The 16,328-nt window shown below is 71.6% G+C and carries 13 protein-coding genes; 5 read left to right on the top strand and 8 right to left on the bottom strand.

Annotated elements, in window-relative coordinates; translation table 11 throughout:
• The first annotated feature begins 349 nt into the window (after positions 1-349).
• Positions 350-1,042, top strand: coding sequence for an HAD family hydrolase (locus RC1_RS13210; protein ID WP_012567915.1), 693 nt, complete (start codon positions 350-352; stop codon positions 1,040-1,042).
• 7 nt (positions 1,043-1,049) lie between these two features.
• On the opposite strand, the gene RC1_RS13215 is transcribed toward RC1_RS13210, so the two are convergent.
• From RC1_RS13215 to RC1_RS13235, 5 genes are all read right to left on the bottom strand, one after another.
• Entirely contained in the window at positions 1,050-1,946 is an 897-nt protein-coding gene (locus RC1_RS13215) for an alpha/beta hydrolase family protein (protein ID WP_012567916.1), read from the bottom strand.
• A 94-nt stretch (positions 1,947-2,040) separates the two neighbouring features.
• The gene (locus RC1_RS13220; protein ID WP_012567917.1) at positions 2,041-4,743 is read right to left on the bottom strand and encodes a bifunctional acetate--CoA ligase family protein/GNAT family N-acetyltransferase; all 2,703 of its coding nucleotides are present in this window, start codon (positions 4,741-4,743) and stop codon (positions 2,041-2,043) included.
• A 227-nt stretch (positions 4,744-4,970) separates the two neighbouring features.
• The gene (locus tag RC1_RS13225) at positions 4,971-5,429 is read right to left on the bottom strand and encodes a DUF4870 family protein (RefSeq protein ID WP_012567918.1); all 459 of its coding nucleotides are present in this window, start codon (positions 5,427-5,429) and stop codon (positions 4,971-4,973) included.
• 150 nt (positions 5,430-5,579) lie between these two features.
• Entirely contained in the window at positions 5,580-6,119 is a 540-nt protein-coding gene (ppa, locus tag RC1_RS13230; protein WP_012567919.1) for an inorganic diphosphatase, read from the bottom strand.
• Between the two features lie 147 nt (positions 6,120-6,266).
• Positions 6,267-7,283 carry an adenosine kinase gene (locus RC1_RS13235; protein WP_049766714.1) on the bottom strand — a complete coding sequence of 339 codons (1,017 nt, stop codon included), beginning with the start codon at positions 7,281-7,283 and terminating at the stop codon, positions 6,267-6,269.
• Positions 7,284-7,442: 159 nt separating this feature from the next.
• Between RC1_RS13235 and RC1_RS13240 the strand changes: the two genes are divergently transcribed.
• Together RC1_RS13240 and RC1_RS20210 are read left to right on the top strand one after the other, a co-directional pair.
• Positions 7,443-8,123: an EI24 domain-containing protein gene (locus RC1_RS13240; RefSeq protein ID WP_012567921.1), complete on the top strand. Its 681-nt coding sequence runs from the start codon at positions 7,443-7,445 to the stop codon at positions 8,121-8,123.
• 208 nt (positions 8,124-8,331) lie between these two features.
• Positions 8,332-8,931, top strand: coding sequence for a bactofilin family protein (locus RC1_RS20210; RefSeq protein ID WP_049766715.1), 600 nt, complete (start codon positions 8,332-8,334; stop codon positions 8,929-8,931).
• Between the two features lie 103 nt (positions 8,932-9,034).
• On the opposite strand, the gene nth is transcribed toward RC1_RS20210, so the two are convergent.
• Positions 9,035-9,721, bottom strand: a complete 687-nt coding sequence (nth, locus tag RC1_RS13250; RefSeq protein WP_012567923.1) for an endonuclease III — start codon at positions 9,719-9,721, stop codon at positions 9,035-9,037.
• Positions 9,722-9,828: 107 nt separating this feature from the next.
• Positions 9,829-12,216: a penicillin acylase family protein gene (locus RC1_RS13255; RefSeq protein ID WP_049766716.1), complete on the bottom strand. Its 2,388-nt coding sequence runs from the start codon at positions 12,214-12,216 to the stop codon at positions 9,829-9,831.
• A gap of 287 nt (positions 12,217-12,503) precedes the next feature.
• Between RC1_RS13255 and kynU the strand changes: the two genes are divergently transcribed.
• Complete coding sequence (gene kynU / locus RC1_RS13260; RefSeq protein ID WP_012567925.1) at positions 12,504-13,742, top strand: kynureninase; 1,239 nt, start codon at positions 12,504-12,506, stop codon at positions 13,740-13,742.
• 17 nt (positions 13,743-13,759) lie between these two features.
• On the opposite strand, the gene RC1_RS13265 is transcribed toward kynU, so the two are convergent.
• The gene (locus RC1_RS13265; RefSeq protein WP_012567926.1) at positions 13,760-15,391 is read right to left on the bottom strand and encodes a peptide ABC transporter substrate-binding protein; all 1,632 of its coding nucleotides are present in this window, start codon (positions 15,389-15,391) and stop codon (positions 13,760-13,762) included.
• A 208-nt stretch (positions 15,392-15,599) separates the two neighbouring features.
• Here RC1_RS13265 and RC1_RS20845 point away from each other — a divergent pair, with 208 nt between their 5' ends.
• A complete protein-coding gene (locus RC1_RS20845) occupies positions 15,600-16,250 on the top strand; it encodes a DUF3800 domain-containing protein (protein ID WP_083759314.1) in 651 nt (216 codons plus the stop codon).
• The last annotated feature ends 78 nt before the right edge of the window (positions 16,251-16,328 follow it).

Raw genomic sequence — 16,328 nt, forward strand, 5'->3', positions numbered from 1 at the left:
AAGACCCTGTCCGACGTGCTGCCGCCCGAGCGGGTGGCGGACCTGATGGCGTTCAGGCGTGCGGCGGAGGCAGCCGTGCCCGGCCGCGCCGCTCTCGACCCTGGGACAGGCCCCCATCCGGCACGACACGGTTATCCAGGCATTCGGCAGGCTTGCCTCCGATCAAGGGGACGAGGTGCTGATCCACTGCGCCCGGCTGGTCCTGAGACGGCGGGAAGTCGCCGATTACGAGGGCTCGACGCCCGGCGCAGATGATGCCAGAGACACCCTTGAGACCACCCGCCGCTTCCTGGCCGTCTGTGCCGGATGCTTCGGCTTCCCCCCGCCCTGATCCCATGGCCCTGATCCCGTGACCGGCCCGACACCCCTGTCCCCCCTTCCCCGCCCCGTCCGCGCCGTCGTGTTCGACATGGACGGGCTGCTGCTGGATACCGAGCGGCCGGTGAAGGCCGCGGCCATGCGGGCGGCGGAGCGGCTGGGCCGGCCGATGGACGACGCCTTCTATGCCGGCCTGATCGGCCAGCCCTTCGCCACGACGAAGCTGCGGCTGGCCGAGCATTTCCGCACGCCGGCGCTGATGGAGGCCTTCACCGCCGAGTTCCGCACGGCCCTGGCCACGGTCGGCGGCGGGCTGGCGGAGGGCGGCGGCATCCGGCAGATGCCGGGGGCGGCGGAGCTGGTCGGGCGGTTGCAGGAAGCCGGGCTGCCGCTGGCCGTCTGCACCTCCACGGCGCGGGAGCGGGCGCTGAAGCATCTGGCCCTGGCCGGCCTCGCGGACCGCTTCCGGGCCGTGGTCGGCGGCGACTGCGTGACCCGCGGCAAGCCCTTCCCCGACCCCTACCTGAAGGCGGCCGGGCTCTTGGGCGTCGAGCCCGCGGACTGTCTGGCCCTGGAGGACAGCCACAACGGCATCCGCGCGGCACACGCCGCCGGGATGATGGCGGTGATGGTGCCGGACCTGCTGCCCTGCACCGAGGAGATCCGGCCGCTCTGCACCCATGTGGCGGCCGACCTGCACGCCGTCGGGGCGCTTCTCCCCTGACGCCGGCTCAGCCGGGCGGCGCCCCGGACCGGACCGCCTGCGCCTCCAGCCAGTCCGCGGCCTCGGCCCAGAGGGTCGGGGCGAAGGTGTCGCGGAAGAAGCCGAAATGGCCGATGGCCGCCGCCCCCGCCTGTGCCGGGGTGACGAAGCGGTGCTCCCGGCACGCACCGCCGTACCAGGAGAGCAGCTCCGCCGCCGCCGCCCGCGGGGCGTAGAAATCGTCAGGAAAGCTGTAGAGCCGCAGCGGCATGGCAAGGTCGCGGAAGCGCTGCCGCAGCTCCGGATGGTAGCCCAGGATGTAGTCGGGATGCCGGCCCCAGCGCGCCCATTCGCGGGCGATGCCCGCCGGCAGGGGCGCGCTGCCCATGGCATAGCCGGGCAGGTGGCCGTGCAGCCGCGTCAGCAGCGGCACCGCCGCGTACCAGAAGGCCGCCAGCCGCAGCCGGTCCAGCCCCCGCCAGTGCCGCGCCGCGCCGGACTGGGAGGCGACCAGCAGCACCGCGGCGAGGCGACCGGCCGAGGGCGCCAACGGAAGGATCTGGCCGCCGACGCTGTGCCCGACCAGCAGCGGCGGCGTGCCCGGATGCTCCGCCGCCACCCGCGCCAGCACGGCCTCCAGGTCCAGCCGCCCCCAGTCCTGCATGCGGGCGTCGAAGCCGCGCAGGGTCCGGGGCCGCGAGCCGCCGACGCCGCGGTAGTCAAAGGTGGTCACGGGGTGTCCGCGCCCGGCCAGGAAGCGGGCGAAGCGGCCGTAGTAGCCGCGCGGCACCGCCGTGGCCCCGGCGACGATCACCGGGGCCAGCGGCGGCACGCGCGCCGGAGGCTCGAACCGGGTGACCGCGAGGATCATCCCGTCGGCGGCGCGCAGCGTTTCTTCCCTGGACGGAACCTGTACCGTGGACATCGCCGTCTCCGGTCGGGTTACCTTTACGTAAAGGTAAATCCCACGCAGAACGGCAGCGCCACCCCGGATTTCCCGGCATCCGCCCTGCGGACGGTCACTCCCCGGCGGGCTTCGGGACGCGGTAGCTGACCTCCATCACGCCCGGATCGTCGGGGTTGTCGTGCTGGGTGAAGCCCAGTTCCCGGCACATCGCGAGCATGGTGGTGTTCTCGCGCAGCACCTCGCCGAACACCTCCTTGATGCCGCGCATGCGGGCGTAGTCCAGGATGCGGGTCATCATCACGTAGCCCAGGCCCTTGCCCTTCATGTCGGAGCGGACCAGCACGGCGTATTCGGCCCGTTCGTTGTCCGGGTCGGCGGTGATGCGGACGGTGCCGTGGATGGCGGGCTCGCCCGTCTCCTCGTCCGGCCGCTCGGCCACCAGGGCCATCTCGCGCCCGTAGTCGATCTGGGTCAGGCGGGCGGCGAGCTGGTGCGACAGGCGCTTCATCGGGGCGAAGAAGCGCAGCCGCAGATCCTCCAGGCTGGTGTGGGCCACCATGTCGTGGATCAGCGGCTCGTCCTCCGGCCGGATCGGGCGGATCAGATATTCCCGCCCGTCGCGCAGCCGCACCGTCTGTTCCAGCTTCTTCGGATAGGGCCGGATGGAGAGGCGGCGGCTGCCCTCCATCTTGGGCGTCGCCACCTTGATGCGGGCGTCCAGCGCCAGCACGCCCTTGTCGTCGGCGAACAGGGGATTGATGTCCAGCTCGACGATCTCCGGGAAATCGGTGACGAGCTGGCTGACCTTGATGAGGGACAGCGCGATGGCGTCCAGGTCCGCCTTCGGGCGCGAGCGGTAGCCCAGCAGCAGCCGGTGGATGCGGGTGCGGGACATCATCTCCCGCGCGAGGTTCATGTTCAGCGGCGGCAGGCCCAGCTCCTTGTCCGCCACCACCTCGACCCCGGTGCCGCCGGCCCCGAACAGGATCACCGGCCCGAACAGCTCGTCGTCGATCATGCCCACGATCAGCTCGTGCGCGTCGGGCCGATGGGCCATCTCCTGCACGGTGAAGCCCTCGATGCGGGCGGTGGGCATGAACGAGCGGACGCGCTCCAGCATCGCCTCCGCCTCGGCCCAGACCTGGTTGGGCGCGAGGTTCAGGGCGACACCGCCCAGGTCCGACTTGTGCGTGATGTCGGGGGACAGGATCTTCAACGCGATGCGGCCGCCCAGCCGGCGCGCGGCGCGCTCGGCTTCGGCCGGGGTGGCAGCGGTGACCGTCTGCACGCAGGGGATGCCGTAGGCGCGCAGCACCTCCTTGGCCTGGTACTCCGACAGCCAGTCGCAGCCGGTGGCCAGGGCCTCGTCGATCTGGTGGCGGGCGACGGCCATGTCCACGTCGAACTGCTCGGGCACGCTGGGCGGCGTCTCCATCAGCAGTTCCTGGTTCTTGCGGTAGCGGACCAGGTGCATGAAGGCGCGCACCGCCTGATTGGGCGTGTGGTAGTCGGGGATGCGCTGCTTGGCGAACTGGCGCCGCGCCTCCGCCGCCGCCGTCTCGCCCAGCCAGCTCGTCAGCACGGGGGTGCGCTTGTTGCCCTTGGCCTTCAGCACGCTGACGACGGCGTCCGCCGCGTCCACGCTGTCGGCCACGGCGGTGGGGCAGTTCATCACCAGCACGGCGTCGCAGCCCGGGTCCTCCAGCAGGATGCCCAGCGCGTCGGCATAGCGCTTGCCCGGCGCGTCGCCGATGATGTCCACGGGGTTGCCGTGGCTCCAGGTGGGCGGCAGCACGCGGCCCAGCTTCTCGAGCGTCTCCGGCGTCAGCGCCGCCAGCCGGCCGCCCTGGCCGACCAGCGCGTCCGTCGCCAGCACGCCGATGCCGCCGCCGTTGGTCAGGATGGCCAGCCGGTCGCCCTTGATCTGCACGCCGGTCGCCAGCGTCTCCACCGCGTCGAACAGCTCGTCCAGCTCGGAGACGCGCAGCATGCCGGCACGGCGGAAGGCGGCGTCGTAGACCGCGTCGGCGCCGGCCAGCGCACCGGTGTGCGAGCTGGCGGCCTTCGCCGCCTCGTCGCTGCGGCCGGCCTTGATGACGATGACGGGCTTGGCACGGGCGGCGGCGCGGGCGGCGGACATGAACTTCCGCGCATGCGTGATCGCCTCGACATACAGCAGGATGGCGCGGACGTTGGGGTCCTGCGCCAGATAGTCCAGCATGTCGCCGAAATCGACGTCCGCCATGCCGCCCAGGCTGACCAGGTGGCTGAAGCCGATGCCGCGGGCGTTGGCCCAGTCCAGGATGGAGGTGACGACGGCCCCCGACTGCGCCACCAGGGCGATGTCGCCCTTCAGCGGCGGCAGGTGGGCGAAGCCGGCATTGACGCCGCGCGCCGGCACCATGACGCCCAGGCAGTTCGGTCCGACGACGCGCAGCAGGTGCGGCCGGGCGGCGTCCAGCACCTGCTGCTGCAGCTTCCGCCCGTCCTCCCCCATCTCCGCGAAGCCGGCGGTGATGACGACGGCGGCCTTGGTGCCGCGCTCCCCCAGCTCCGCGATCAGCCCCGGGATCGTCTGCGGCGGCGTGGCGATCACGGCCAGATCCGGCGTCAGCGGCAGGGCCGCGACGGAATTGTAGGCCAGCACGCCTTCGACCGAGCGTTCATGCGGGTTCACCGGCATGATCGGCCCGTCGAAACCGGCGTTGAACAGGTTGCGGGCGACCACCTGGCCGATGGACTGGGGATGCCGGCTGGCCCCGATCAGGGCGATGGAGGACGGCTTGAACAGGCGGTCCAGGTTGCGGATCGTCATGATGGTCGTCCTGCTCCGTCAGAGGGCCCGGGGCGGGCATGCGCGGGAAGATCGGGAACCGCCCGGCGGCGGTCCTGATGCTGAACGCGTCATGCTGCACTGCAATGACATGGGTCAAAGAGACACGGGTCAAAGGTGTCGGCGGGGGAGCATCGGCATCCCCCGGTCCACCCGAAGGTGGGGCGCTCCGCGGCTCCGACCAGGAGGGACGGCGAAGTGCCGCGGCCTCAGACCACCCAGGCGTCCGGATCGACGATCGGCTTGCGTTCCAGCGCACGCTGGAGCGCGCCGACGCAGCGCATCAGCCACCAGAGCGGCAGCAGCGCCAGCCCGATCAGGCCGACGAAGGCCGACAGCAGCAGCAGGCTGATCGACAGCACGATCAGCCACGCCCAGAAGCCCCGGATGGCGAAGGCGAAGTGGTTTTCCCAGAGGGTGCCGCGGGCAGCGCCCCGTCCGAAATAGGCCAGGACCACGCCCAGGATCGGTGTGACAACCGCGGGCGGGATGATGAAGGCCAGCAGCGCCAGCAGATTGAGGCTGTAGATGACGATCAGGACGGTGCGCAGATCGTTGCGCTCCCGTCCGGCCTCCTCCTGGGTGGGCCGGGTGTCGTCCGACGGCGGGATGTCCTCCTGCCGTTCCGCGTCGTCCTGCTTCTGAACGCTGTCGTCCACCTGGACCATCGCCGCTAGCCCCTGCCCTGAGCCCGTGACCGTTGCCGTAGGAAGGCGGCATTTACGGCAGCGGGGCCGGCGTTCCGTCAAGCGGGGTCGGGGCGGCGCGCGGCTTGGCCGCACCCGCCCCTGCCCCCGTGCGGGATCCGTGCGGGGGGATCAGCCCTCGCCCTTCTCCTGATAGCGGGCGATGCTCTCCTGGATGATGCGCGCGGCCTCGTCCGGTTCGCCCCAGCGGACGACGCGGACCCACTTGCCCTTCTCCAGGTCCTTGTAGTGCTCGAAGAAGTGGGAGATCTGCTCGACCAGGATCTGCGGCAGTTGCCGGAAGCTGGCGACGTTGGAATAGAAGGGGTGCAGCTTGTCCACCGGCACCGCCAGGATCTTCTCGTCCACGCCGGCGTCGTCCTCCATGATCAGCACGCCGATCGGGCGGGAGCGCAGCACCACGCCCGGCACGACGGGGGTGGAGGCCACGACCATCACGTCCGCCGGATCGCCGTCCAGCGCCAGCGTGTGCGGCAGGAAGCCGTAGTTGGCCGGGTAGAACATCGCCGTGTGCAGGAAACGGTCGACGATCAGCGCGCCCGAATCCTTGTCCATCTCGTACTTCACCGGCTGCCCGCCCTGCGGGATCTCGATGATGACGTTGACGTCCCAGGGCGGGTTCTTGCCGACCGGGATCTTGGTGATGTCCATGCTGCTGTCCTCGATGACTGGCGGATGCGCCGGGCGACGGCCCGCGTGCGGCCGACGGCCGCACACTACGCCATCGCATCCGCTAATTGAAGCCGGCCCGGCGGACGGGAACCGGCCGGAAGGGGCCGCGGACGGGTGCGGGCGCCCTCAGGCGCCCATCTTCCCCGCGACCAGGGCCTTCAGGTCCACCTGCGGCCGGGCGCCGACATGGCTGATGATCTCCGCCGCGCAGATCGCCCCCATGCGGGCACAGTCGCCCAGCGCCATCCCCTGGGTGAAGCCGCGCAGGAAGCCGGCGGCGAACAGGTCGCCCGCGCCCGTCGTGTCCACCACGGTGGTCGGCTCCGCCGCCACGCTGACGGTCTGCCCGCCGGCCAGGATGATGGCGCCCTTCTCGCTGCGGGTCAGCACCGCCACGTCGCAGTGCTGCTTCACGGCCTCGGCGGCCGTGTCGAAGTCCGTCTGGTAGAGCGCGGTGATCTCGCTCTCGTTGGCGAACAGGATGTCGATGTGCCCGGCCACGAGGTCGAGGAAGCTGTCGCGGTGACGGTTGACGCAGAAGGCATCGGAGAGCGACAGCGCCACCTTGCGCCCGCCCGCATGCGCGAGCTGCGCCGCCTTCAGGAAGGCCTCCTTGGCCGGCGGCGGGTCCCAGAGATAGCCCTCCAGGTAGGTGACCTGGGAGCCCTGGATCACGGCCGGGTCGATGTCGGCGGGGGTCAGCACGACGGCGGCGCCCAGGAAGGTGTTCATGGTGCGCTGGCCGTCCGGCGTCACCAGGATCAGGCAGCGGCCGGTCGGGGTCCCGTCGGACAGCGGCGGCGTATCGAAAGAGACGCCGGCGGCGCGGATGTCGTGGCGGAAGACGGTGCCGAGCTGGTCGTCCGCGATCTTGCCGACATAGGCGCCGCGGCCGCCCAGGGTGGCGATGCCGGCCATGGTGTTGCCGGCGGAGCCACCGGACACCTCGATGCCCGGCCCCATCTTCGCGTACAGGTGCTCGGCCTCGGCCGTGTCGATCAGGCGCATGCCGCCCTTGGCGAGCCCGTGCGTCTCCAGGAAGGCGTCCTCGATCTTGGACAGCACGTCCACGATCGCATTGCCGATGCCCACCACGTCGAATGCAGCGTTGCGCTCCACCGTCACGACCCCTCTTGCCTTCATGGAATTCGGGGCCTTGTAAGGCTGCGGTGGCCTTGCGGCAAGCCTGCGCTTGGTCCTACAAGGACCGGCGGCGGTTCTGTGGGCGGAATGCCACAGACCGGGGGTCCCGCCCCGGTTGACGCCCCCCGCCATCCTGTCTCCGCCGTTTCCGAGGCGCGCATGATCCGTGCATTCGCCCGTGCCCTGACCCAGCTTTCCGACCCGGCCTTCGGGCGGGTGATCCTGCTGTCGATCCTGGCGACGCTGGGGCTGTTCGCGCTCCTGCTGACGGCGGTCTCCTGGACGCTCTACGAGACCGACCTGTTCACCATCCCCTGGCTGGACACCACGGTGGACGTGCTGGGCAGCCTTGCGGTGCTGGGCATCGCGTGGCTGCTGTTCCCGGCGGTGGTCATCACCGTGTCGTCGCTGATGCTGGAGAGCGTCGTGCAGGCGGTGGAGCGGCGCCACTATCCGGGCCTGGGTCCGGCCCGGCCGCAACCGGTGCTGGAGGGGATCGCCAACTCCGCCAAGTTCCTCGGCGTAGTGATAATCCTCAACCTGCTGGTCCTGCCGCTCTACCTGATTCCGGTCCTGAATCTGGTGATATATTACTGTCTTAATGGTTACCTTCTTGGACGTGAGTACTACGAACTTGTATCCCTCAGAAGGCTTGATCCGGAAAGGATGCGGTATCTACGATCGGAGGAGTCGATGGGACTTTTTTTGGTCGGCATCATTATTGCCTTCCTATCCGTGGTCCCGATCGTGAATCTTCTGGTGCCCGTCATCGCCACCGCATTCATGGTCCATGTCTTCGAGGACATGCGGAGACGCTTGCCGCACCCGGGAGCCGCATGATACGTCCAACGGGGCCGGCTGGGCGATGACACGCCGCTTATTCGAGTGATTCTGGGGGCTGATCGTCATGTCTTGGTTCAAGCGCCAAAATCCCTCCGGGGATGCCAGCAGCACCGATACCGCGGCGTCCGGCACGCCGTATTCCGCGTACAACTCCCCCGGGTCGCCTGCCGACAAGGGAAACGACATGCTCACGAGGTCGTCCGCCATGAATACTACGCCCTCCGGTGCATCGGGCGCCGGCCAGAACAGCCTGACCGGCGGCTTCAAGCCGGACATCCCGCGCCGCGTCGTGGACATCCCCGCCACGCCTGCGAAGCGGGTCGCGCCGACCGGCACCGAAGGAAATGCCATGGGCTCCGCGGAAATGCGCAAGCTGATCGTCGGCCGCGACATCAGCCTGTCCGGTGAGATCGCCGCCTGCGACGTGCTGGTGGTGGAAGGCACCGTCGAAGCGAAGCTGCGCGACGGCCGCACCATCGAGATCGCCGACACCGGCCTGTTCAAGGGCTCGGTCGAGATCGACGAGGCCGACATCGGCGGCCGCTTCGAGGGCGACATCACCGTGCGCGGCACCCTGCGCATCCGCGCCTCGGGCAAGATCCAGGGCAACATCCGCTACGGCGTGCTGGAGGTGGAGCAGGGCGGCCAGATGTCCGGCTCCATCGAGGTGCTGACGGCGAAGCCCGTGGCCGCCCCGACGTCCGCGCCGGCCGCCGCCCCGGCCCCGGTGACCCCGATCGCGCGCGTGGCCGAGCCGATGACCCCGCGGATGAGCAGCGAGCCGACCTCCGGCGCCGCCGAGTAAGCCGGGCAGGAAGGAACCCCCGCGGGGGTCCTTTCCACCGCATCCGACCAGAACCCCGCCCCCGGCCCCGCCGGGCGGCGGGGTTCGTCGTTCCGGGCTCCCGTCAGGCCGGATCGGGCCGGGCCAGGGGACCGCGGCGGGGACCCGCCATCGCCTCCGCCGTCGTCTTGTCGGGAAAGGCGCAGAGATCGCGCACCGGGCAGAGCGGACAGTCCGGCCGCCGGGCCTTGCAGACATAGCGGCCGTGCAGGATCAGCCAGTGGTGCGCGTGCAGACGCCATGCGCCGGGCACGACCTTGAGAAGCCCCTGCTCCACCGCCTCGGGCGTCTTTCCGGGCGCCAGACCGGTGCGGTTGGCGACGCGGAAGATGTGGGTGTCCACGGCGATGGTGGGCTCTCCGAAGGCGACGTTCAGCACCACGTTGGCCGTCTTGCGGCCGACGCCGGGCAGGGCCTCCAGCTCCTCCCGTCGGCGGGGGACCTCGCCACCATGCGTCTCCAGCAGGATCTGCGACAGGCGGAAGACGTTGGCCGCCTTGGTCCGGTACAGCCCGATGGTGCGGATGTGCTCGCGGATGCCGTCCTCACCCAGCGCCACCATGGCGGCCGGCGTGTCGGCCACGGCGAACAGGGTGCGCGTCGCCCGGTTCACCCCGGCGTCGGTGGCCTGGGCCGACAGCACCACGGCCACCAGCAGGGTGAAGGGGTTGGTGTAGTCCAGCTCTGTCCTGGGCTCGGGGTCGCGCTCGGACAGGCGGCGGAACAGTTCCTCGACCCAGGCCTTCTTCATGCGGACGGCATCCCCTGACGGCCGCCGGCCCGGCGGCGGCCGGGACTCTACCCAGCCGCCCTGCCCCCGGCAACGGCGTCCGTCAGGACGCTCCGGCGCCCCGCGGCTCAGGAAGCCCCCGGCTCCAGCCGCAGGGTCCAGCGCGCCGGGCCGGGCAGGAAGGGCACCGGCCGGCCCGCCACCCAGTCGTCATGGCCGGCCAGATAGTAGGGCGCCAGCGGATGCCCGGACTGGCCGCCCGGCATCTGAAACAGGCCCTGCGCCTCCCGACCGGGGGAGACGGCGAAGCGTTCGCTGGCCCCGAAGGAGGGCGACTGCGCCCGCGGCTGGTAGACGTCGCCCGGCAGCCTGTCCGCCGGCGCATCGGTCAGCCAGCCAAGGCCCGGCACGAAGCGGCTGAGCGGGTGGCGGATGGCGGCGCGGTTGCGCTCGCCCCAGCGGTAGCGGGAGAGATCGCCGCCCGCCGCCTTCGCCACGTCCTCGCGCACCTTGTCCAGCGCCGCGGCGACCACCGCATCCCAGCCGGCGAAGCCCGGCGGCACCAGATGCGCCGGCCGCTCCGTCAGCAGCCGCCAGGCCGGTTCGTCCGCCTGCCGCGAGGCCAGCCGGAAAGCCGCCGGCCCCTCGGTCTCCGGCGGGGCAACGAAGGCGCCGTAGAGGGCGGTCAGCAGCTCCGCCCGGAAGGTGCGGACCAGCCGGTAGCCGACCGCCTCCGGCACGGCGCGGTTGTCCCAGTCCGTGAGGTAGGCAAGCATGTCCGCGACGGCCGGATCGTCCGCGCGGGCCTTCACCGCCTCCAGCATCAGCCCGTGCCAGCGGTCCAGCACCGTGCCGCGGTCGTCGAGCTGGATCGCCAGCAGGGCCTTCTCGTCGAACCGTTCCTGTGCCAGCAGCGCGTCGCGGATCTGCCGCGCGCGGGACCCGTGGGCGTAGCCGCCGTCGCCCAGCAGCGCGAAGGCCTCGCCCCCGACGACACGGGAATTGGCCGACCACAGCCGCCCGGCCTGCGGATCGATCACCGCCGGCACCCGGTCGGGCGGCAGGAAGCCGTCCCAGCGCCGGCTGCCGTCGGCGAAGGAGACCGGCGTGCGCCCGTCGAAGCCGACGCGGGCCGGCACCCGGCCGATGATGGTCCAGGCGATGCGGCCGTCGCGGTCGGCCAGCATCAGGTTCTGGTTGGGGATGGCGGAGCGGTGGGCGATCCGAACCGCCTCCTCCACGTCGCCCGCACGCTCCAGCTCCAGCGCGGCGCCCAGGGCCCGGGCGCCCGTGTCGTGCGCCACCCAGCGGTAGGCGAGACGCAGCCCGCCCTCCTCCGCGATGACCGGCCCCCAGACCGTCTCCCGCACGGTGAGCGTCTCGCAGGGGCCGGAAACGGAGCAGATGCGCTCCTCCGCCACCACGGGGGTGCGGTCGCCCTCGGGCGTGCGGTAGCTGTCGCCGCCCGCCGCCCCGGGCTCCAGCACCACCACGTCGCCGGTATCGATCTGGCTGTTGGTGTAGCCCCAGGCGACCCGGCCGTTGCTGCCCGCCACGATGTTGGGGGCGCCCGGCAGGGTGACGCCGGTGGCGTCCAGCACGGGCGCCTCCCCCGTCCCGGTCACCACCAGCCGGGCGCGGTACCAGAGGTTCGGCACGCCGTGGCCGAGATGCATGTCGTTGGCGACGATGGCGCCGCCATGGCTGCTGTGGCTGCCGGCGACGGCCCAGTTGTTGCTGCCGGGAACGGTGGCGTCCTCGGCCACGGGTGCCGCCGCGCCCTCAAGCCCGGCCGTGCGGCGGGGGAAGCCGGGGGGCAGCGCCTCCGGCCCCGGCAGGGGCGGGGCGTCGAGCCGGGTCCCGTCGATCGGCGCGTCCCAGGAGGTGCCGACCGGGTAGAGGAAGTCCGCCAGCGCCGGCCCCAGGGTCGCGCGCGCCTGCGCCAGCCGGCGGTCCAGCCCGCCCTCCTCGTCCTGGAGGTCGAAATACATGGCGACGACGGCCAGCAGGCTGTCCTCCGGCGCCCAGGGCTGCGGCTCACCGCCCAGCAGCGCGTATTCGAACGGGGTCGCCCCCAGCGCCGCCAGCCCCTGGTTCACCCCGGCGGTGTAGGCGTCCAGCACCGCCCGGTCGTCCGCCGGCAGGGCCGCCAGTTCGGCCTGCATGCGGGCGCGGAAGCGGTGGACGCGGCGCTTGCGGTCCAGCGGCAGGGCGGCGTCGCCCACCAGCGCGGCCAGTTCCCCCGCGGCGGAGCGGCGGATCGTGTCCATCTGGAAGAAGCGTTCCTGCCCGTGCAGGAAGCCCAGCGCATGGGCCACGTCGGCGCGGCTGGTCCCGGTCACGGTGGGCACGCCGCCCGCGTCGCGCGCGACGGTGACGGGGGCGGACAGGCCGGGCAGGGCCAGCGACCCTTCCAGCAGCGGCCGGCTGGCCCCGAGATAGATCCAGGCGGCGCCGGCAGCGACCGCCCCCAGCCCGAGAAGCCCCAGGGCGGCGATGCCGGCCCCCCGCGCCACGCGCCTGCCCGGCGACCGCCTCGCCCTGCGACTGGACCCGACCGGCATGCTCTGTCCCCATCCCGTGTTCCTGGTGGCGGCACTGTAGCCGCCCACCCGTCCGGATGGCAAAGCGCCAGGCGCCGGACCGCCGCCCTGCGGCGGGAACGCCGCGCCTGTCCCTGCGGCGGGAACCGGCGCGCGTGTTTCCCTGCGGGGGAACGCCGCGCGCGCTTCCCTGCGGCGCTTGAGGCGCCGGCGGGTGCCGCCTATGCTGCCGGCCCCGCCCGCAGGACCCCGGAGCCGCCATGACCCTCGGCCGTGCCGACCTGGAAGCCCTCGACGCCGCCGATCCGCTGGCCCCGTTCCGGGACGAGTTCGCCCTGCCCGAGGGCGTGCTCTATCTGGACGGCAATTCCCTGGGGGCGCTGCCCCGGGCGACGCCGGCGCGGCTGGCGCGGCTGGTGCAGGAGGAATGGGGCCGCGACCTGATCCGGTCCTGGAACACCGCCGGCTGGATCGACCTGCCCCGCCGGGTGGGAGAGGCCATCGCCCCCGTCGTCGGCGCAGGCCCCGGACAGGTGATCGCGGCGGACTCCACCTCCGTCAACCTCTTCAAGCTGGCGGCGGCGGCCGTGGGGATGCGGCCCGGCCGGCGGGTGATCCTGTCGGAACCGGGCAACTTCCCCACCGACCTCTACGTGCTCCAGGGGCTGGCGGAACTGCTGGGCGACCGGGTGGAGCTGGTGCTGGCGGAACGGCACGAACTGGCCGACGCGCTGGACGGCGACGTGGCCCTGCTGCTGCTGACCCATGTGCATTACAAGACCGGCCGGGTCCACGACCTGCCCGGCCTGACGGCGGCGGCGCATGCCGCGGGCGCCCTGACGCTGTGGGACCTGTCGCACAGCGCCGGCGCGCTGGAGGTGGGGCTGGACGCGGCCGGTGCGGACTTCGCCGTCGGCTGCGGCTACAAGTACCTGAACGGCGGGCCGGGGGCGCCGGCCTGGCTCTATGTCGCGCAGCGCCACCAGGACCAGGTGCGTCCGCCGCTGGCCGGCTGGATGGGCCATGCCGCCCCCTTCGCCTTCGAGGACCGCTTCCGCCCGGCGGACGGGATGGCGCGGCAGCTCTGCGGCACGCCGGGCATCCTGGGCATGGCGGCGCTGGAGGAAGGGGTGCGGATCGTCGCCCGCGCCGACCGCGCCCGCCTGCGGGAGAAGTCCCGCCGCATGGGCGACCTGTTCCTGGCCCTGGTGGCGGAACAGTGCGGGCCGGACACCTTCGCGCTCGCCTGCCCGGCGGACGGGGCGGAGCGCGGCAGTCAGGTCAGCCTGTCCCATCCGGAGGGCTACGCCATCATCCAGGCGCTGATCGCGCGGGGCGTGATCGGCGATTTCCGGGCGCCGGACATCCTGCGCTTCGGCTTCGCCCCCCTCTATCTGCGCTACACGGACATCTGGGACGCGGTCGTGCATCTGGCCGCGGTGATGCGCGACGGTGAATGGCAGGCGGACCGCTTCCGCCAGCGCGCCGCCGTGACGTGAGGTGAAGGCCGTCCCGGTCAGCGGCCGCTGCCGGGCGCCCAGGACAGCCAGCGCACCAGATGCGTGTCCACCGGATTGTCCACCCAGCCGCGCAGGGCGGGGCTGACCAGCCGGCCGCTGGCGCCGCCGGTCAGCGGGATCACCGGATCGTCGTCCAGGGCGATGGTCTCGGCCGCGCGCAGCCGGTCGAGGAAGTCCTGCGGGTCCACGGCGGCGTCCGCCGCCGCCATCGCCCGGTCGAAGGCGGGGTTGGCGTAGCCGTTGCCGTTGCGCGTCTCGCGCGAGCGCAGCAGTTCCAGGTAACGCTCCGGGAACGCCCACTGCCAGGTGCGCAGGACAAGGCCGGGATAGTCCATGGCCCGCTGCCGGGTCAGCACCACCCGCTGTTCCTGGTTCACCAGACTGGTCCGCACGCCCAACACCTGGTCCCACATGGCGGCGACGGCGACGGCGATCTGCCGGTTGCGGTCGCTGGAGGGGAAGAGAAGCTCCACCGTCAGCGGCCGGCCGGGGCCGTAGCCCGCGGCGGCGTAGAGGCGGCGGGCCTCCCGCTCGCGCTGCTCGCGGCTCCAGCCGGCCCAGTCGGGAACGACCCCGCGGTAGCCGCCGACCCCGTCCGGCACGAAGCCGTAGGCGGGCCGCACCGTCTTCACCACCCGCTCGGCCAGAACCTCGCGGTCGATCGCCAGCGACAGGGCGCGACGCAGCCCGGGATGGGACTTCCAGGGCTCCACCGTCAGGTTGGGGGCCAGGAACAGGATCGCCCCCAGCGGCGCGATGCGCAGGTCGGCCGGCAGGGTGGCGCGCAGCCAGTCGGTCTGCGCCCCCGGAAAGGTGTAGGTGACGTCCAGTTCGCCCGCGCGGTAGCGCAGCAGCTCCGCCTGCTGGTCCTCGGTGACGTGGAAGATGACGCTGCCGATGGCGACGTTGGCGGCATCGTGGAAGAAGGGATTGCGCTCCAGCCGGATCAGGCTCTGCGGCACCGCCTCGGCCAGCCGGTAGGGGCCGTTGCCGACCAGGGCCCCGGGCCGCACGAAACCGTCGCCGTGGCGCTCCAGGCTGGCGCGGTGCAGCGGATAGGTGGTGCGGTGGTAGAGATAGTCCGCGAAGTTGGGCTTCGGCCGCTCCAGCCGCACCTCCAGCCGCAACGGGTCCAGGGCGCGCACCCCGGCCGCCTCCGGCGGCAGGTCGCCCTTGGCCACGGCCTCGGCGTTGCGGACGGGATAGAGAAGGTCGGCGAACAGGGCGCGGCTGCCGGGCGTCAGCGCGCGGCGCCAGGCGAAGACGAAATCGTCCGCCGTCACCGGGCTGCCGTCCGACCAGCGCCCGTCGGGGCGCAGATGGAAGACCCAGGTCAGACCGTCGGGCGACACCTCCCAGCGCGCCGCGGCGCCGGGGACGGTGGTCCCGGCCGCGTCGCGGGTGGTCAGGCCCAGGAACAGCTCCTGGAGCACGCGCGCATCGGTCACGGTGGTGGAGCGGTGCGGGTCCAGGCTTTCCGACTGCGGTCCGGCGCCGATGTTCAGGCCGCGGGACTGACTGCGGCCGCCGTCCTTCGCGGGCGCCGCCGCCGCAGCGGCCTGTGCCGAGACCGTCACCGCAGCCAGCAGCAGGCCGGCGGCGAGCACCCGCCGGAGCATCCGTGCCATCCCGCCTCTCCCGGGTCCGTTTCGCCGGCGCGGATGGTGCCTCCCCCCGCCGCCCCCGGCAAGAGCACCCGTTGCCGCCCGTGCGTCAGGCGGACGGGCGGGGGTGGAAGGGACAGGGGAACTTCAATCACAGGTGTGGTATGGACTCGAGTCCTGACCGCGGACGGGTCAGACAGCAGGGGCATTTCGATCGAATGGGGCTCTTCCAGTGCTGGTCTTCATTGATGAAAGCGGAGACCCGGGTTTCAGTCTGGACAAAGGGGGCACGCCGACCTTCGTGATCGCAATGGTGCTTTTCACAAATCCGGCCGACGCATCTCTGACTCAGCGCGCCATTGAACAGAGCGGAGCGCGCAGGCTTCACAAGCCAGAATTCAAGTTTGGCAAATGCTCGAATGACGTGAGGGACGCCTTCTTCGATTGTGTCAGAAGCGCACCATTCCGCATCAGAGCGATCGCCATTCGCAAGGACGCAGTTTCATCGTCAGTTCCGAAGCACAGCAACGAGAGTTTCTATCGGTATTTTGTCCACCAGATGCTGAGCCGGAATGCCAGCGCCCTGCGCAACGCACGGGTCATCATCGACGGGTCCGGGGACCGCCTGTTCAAACGGAACCTGAATGCGGAACTCCGTCAGCGGATCGGTGGGGATGCTATCCGCGACATCCGCTTCAAGGATTCCCGCTCCGACGTGCTGCTTCAACTTGCCGACATGTGCGCCGGTGCCATCGCCCGGTCGCTCCGGACGGACCGCGCAGACGCGGCACGCTGGCGCAACGGGCTTGCACCGCATATCGACGATGTATGGGAGCCCTGGAGCATCGGAGAGGGCGCACCCCCGCAGCCTAGTCCGACCTGACGGACACGCACACCATACGGCGGCGGTTCGGACTGCGGGGGCGACTTTGCACAAGGAATCTTGTGAGTCTGGTTCCCG

Origin of the sequence: Rhodospirillum centenum SW, from assembly GCF_000016185.1 — a bacterium.
GTDB lineage: Bacteria > Pseudomonadota > Alphaproteobacteria > Azospirillales > Azospirillaceae > Rhodocista > Rhodocista centena.

Coding starts and splice junctions, on each gene's coding strand:
- RC1_RS13215 (WP_012567916.1), bottom strand. CDS start 1,946: ATGTCCACGGTACAGGTTCCGTCCAGGGAAGAAACGCTGCGCGCCGCC.
- RC1_RS13220 (WP_012567917.1), bottom strand. CDS start 4,743: ATGACGATCCGCAACCTGGACCGCCTGTTCAAGCCGTCCTCCATCGCC.
- RC1_RS13225 (WP_012567918.1), bottom strand. CDS start 5,429: ATGGTCCAGGTGGACGACAGCGTTCAGAAGCAGGACGACGCGGAACGG.
- ppa (WP_012567919.1), bottom strand. CDS start 6,119: ATGGACATCACCAAGATCCCGGTCGGCAAGAACCCGCCCTGGGACGTC.
- RC1_RS13235 (WP_049766714.1), bottom strand. CDS start 7,283: ATGAAGGCAAGAGGGGTCGTGACGGTGGAGCGCAACGCTGCATTCGAC.
- RC1_RS13240 (WP_012567921.1), top strand. CDS start 7,443: ATGATCCGTGCATTCGCCCGTGCCCTGACCCAGCTTTCCGACCCGGCC.
- RC1_RS20210 (WP_049766715.1), top strand. CDS start 8,332: ATGAATACTACGCCCTCCGGTGCATCGGGCGCCGGCCAGAACAGCCTG.
- nth (WP_012567923.1), bottom strand. CDS start 9,721: ATGAAGAAGGCCTGGGTCGAGGAACTGTTCCGCCGCCTGTCCGAGCGC.
- kynU (WP_012567925.1), top strand. CDS start 12,504: ATGACCCTCGGCCGTGCCGACCTGGAAGCCCTCGACGCCGCCGATCCG.
- RC1_RS13265 (WP_012567926.1), bottom strand. CDS start 15,391: ATGGCACGGATGCTCCGGCGGGTGCTCGCCGCCGGCCTGCTGCTGGCT.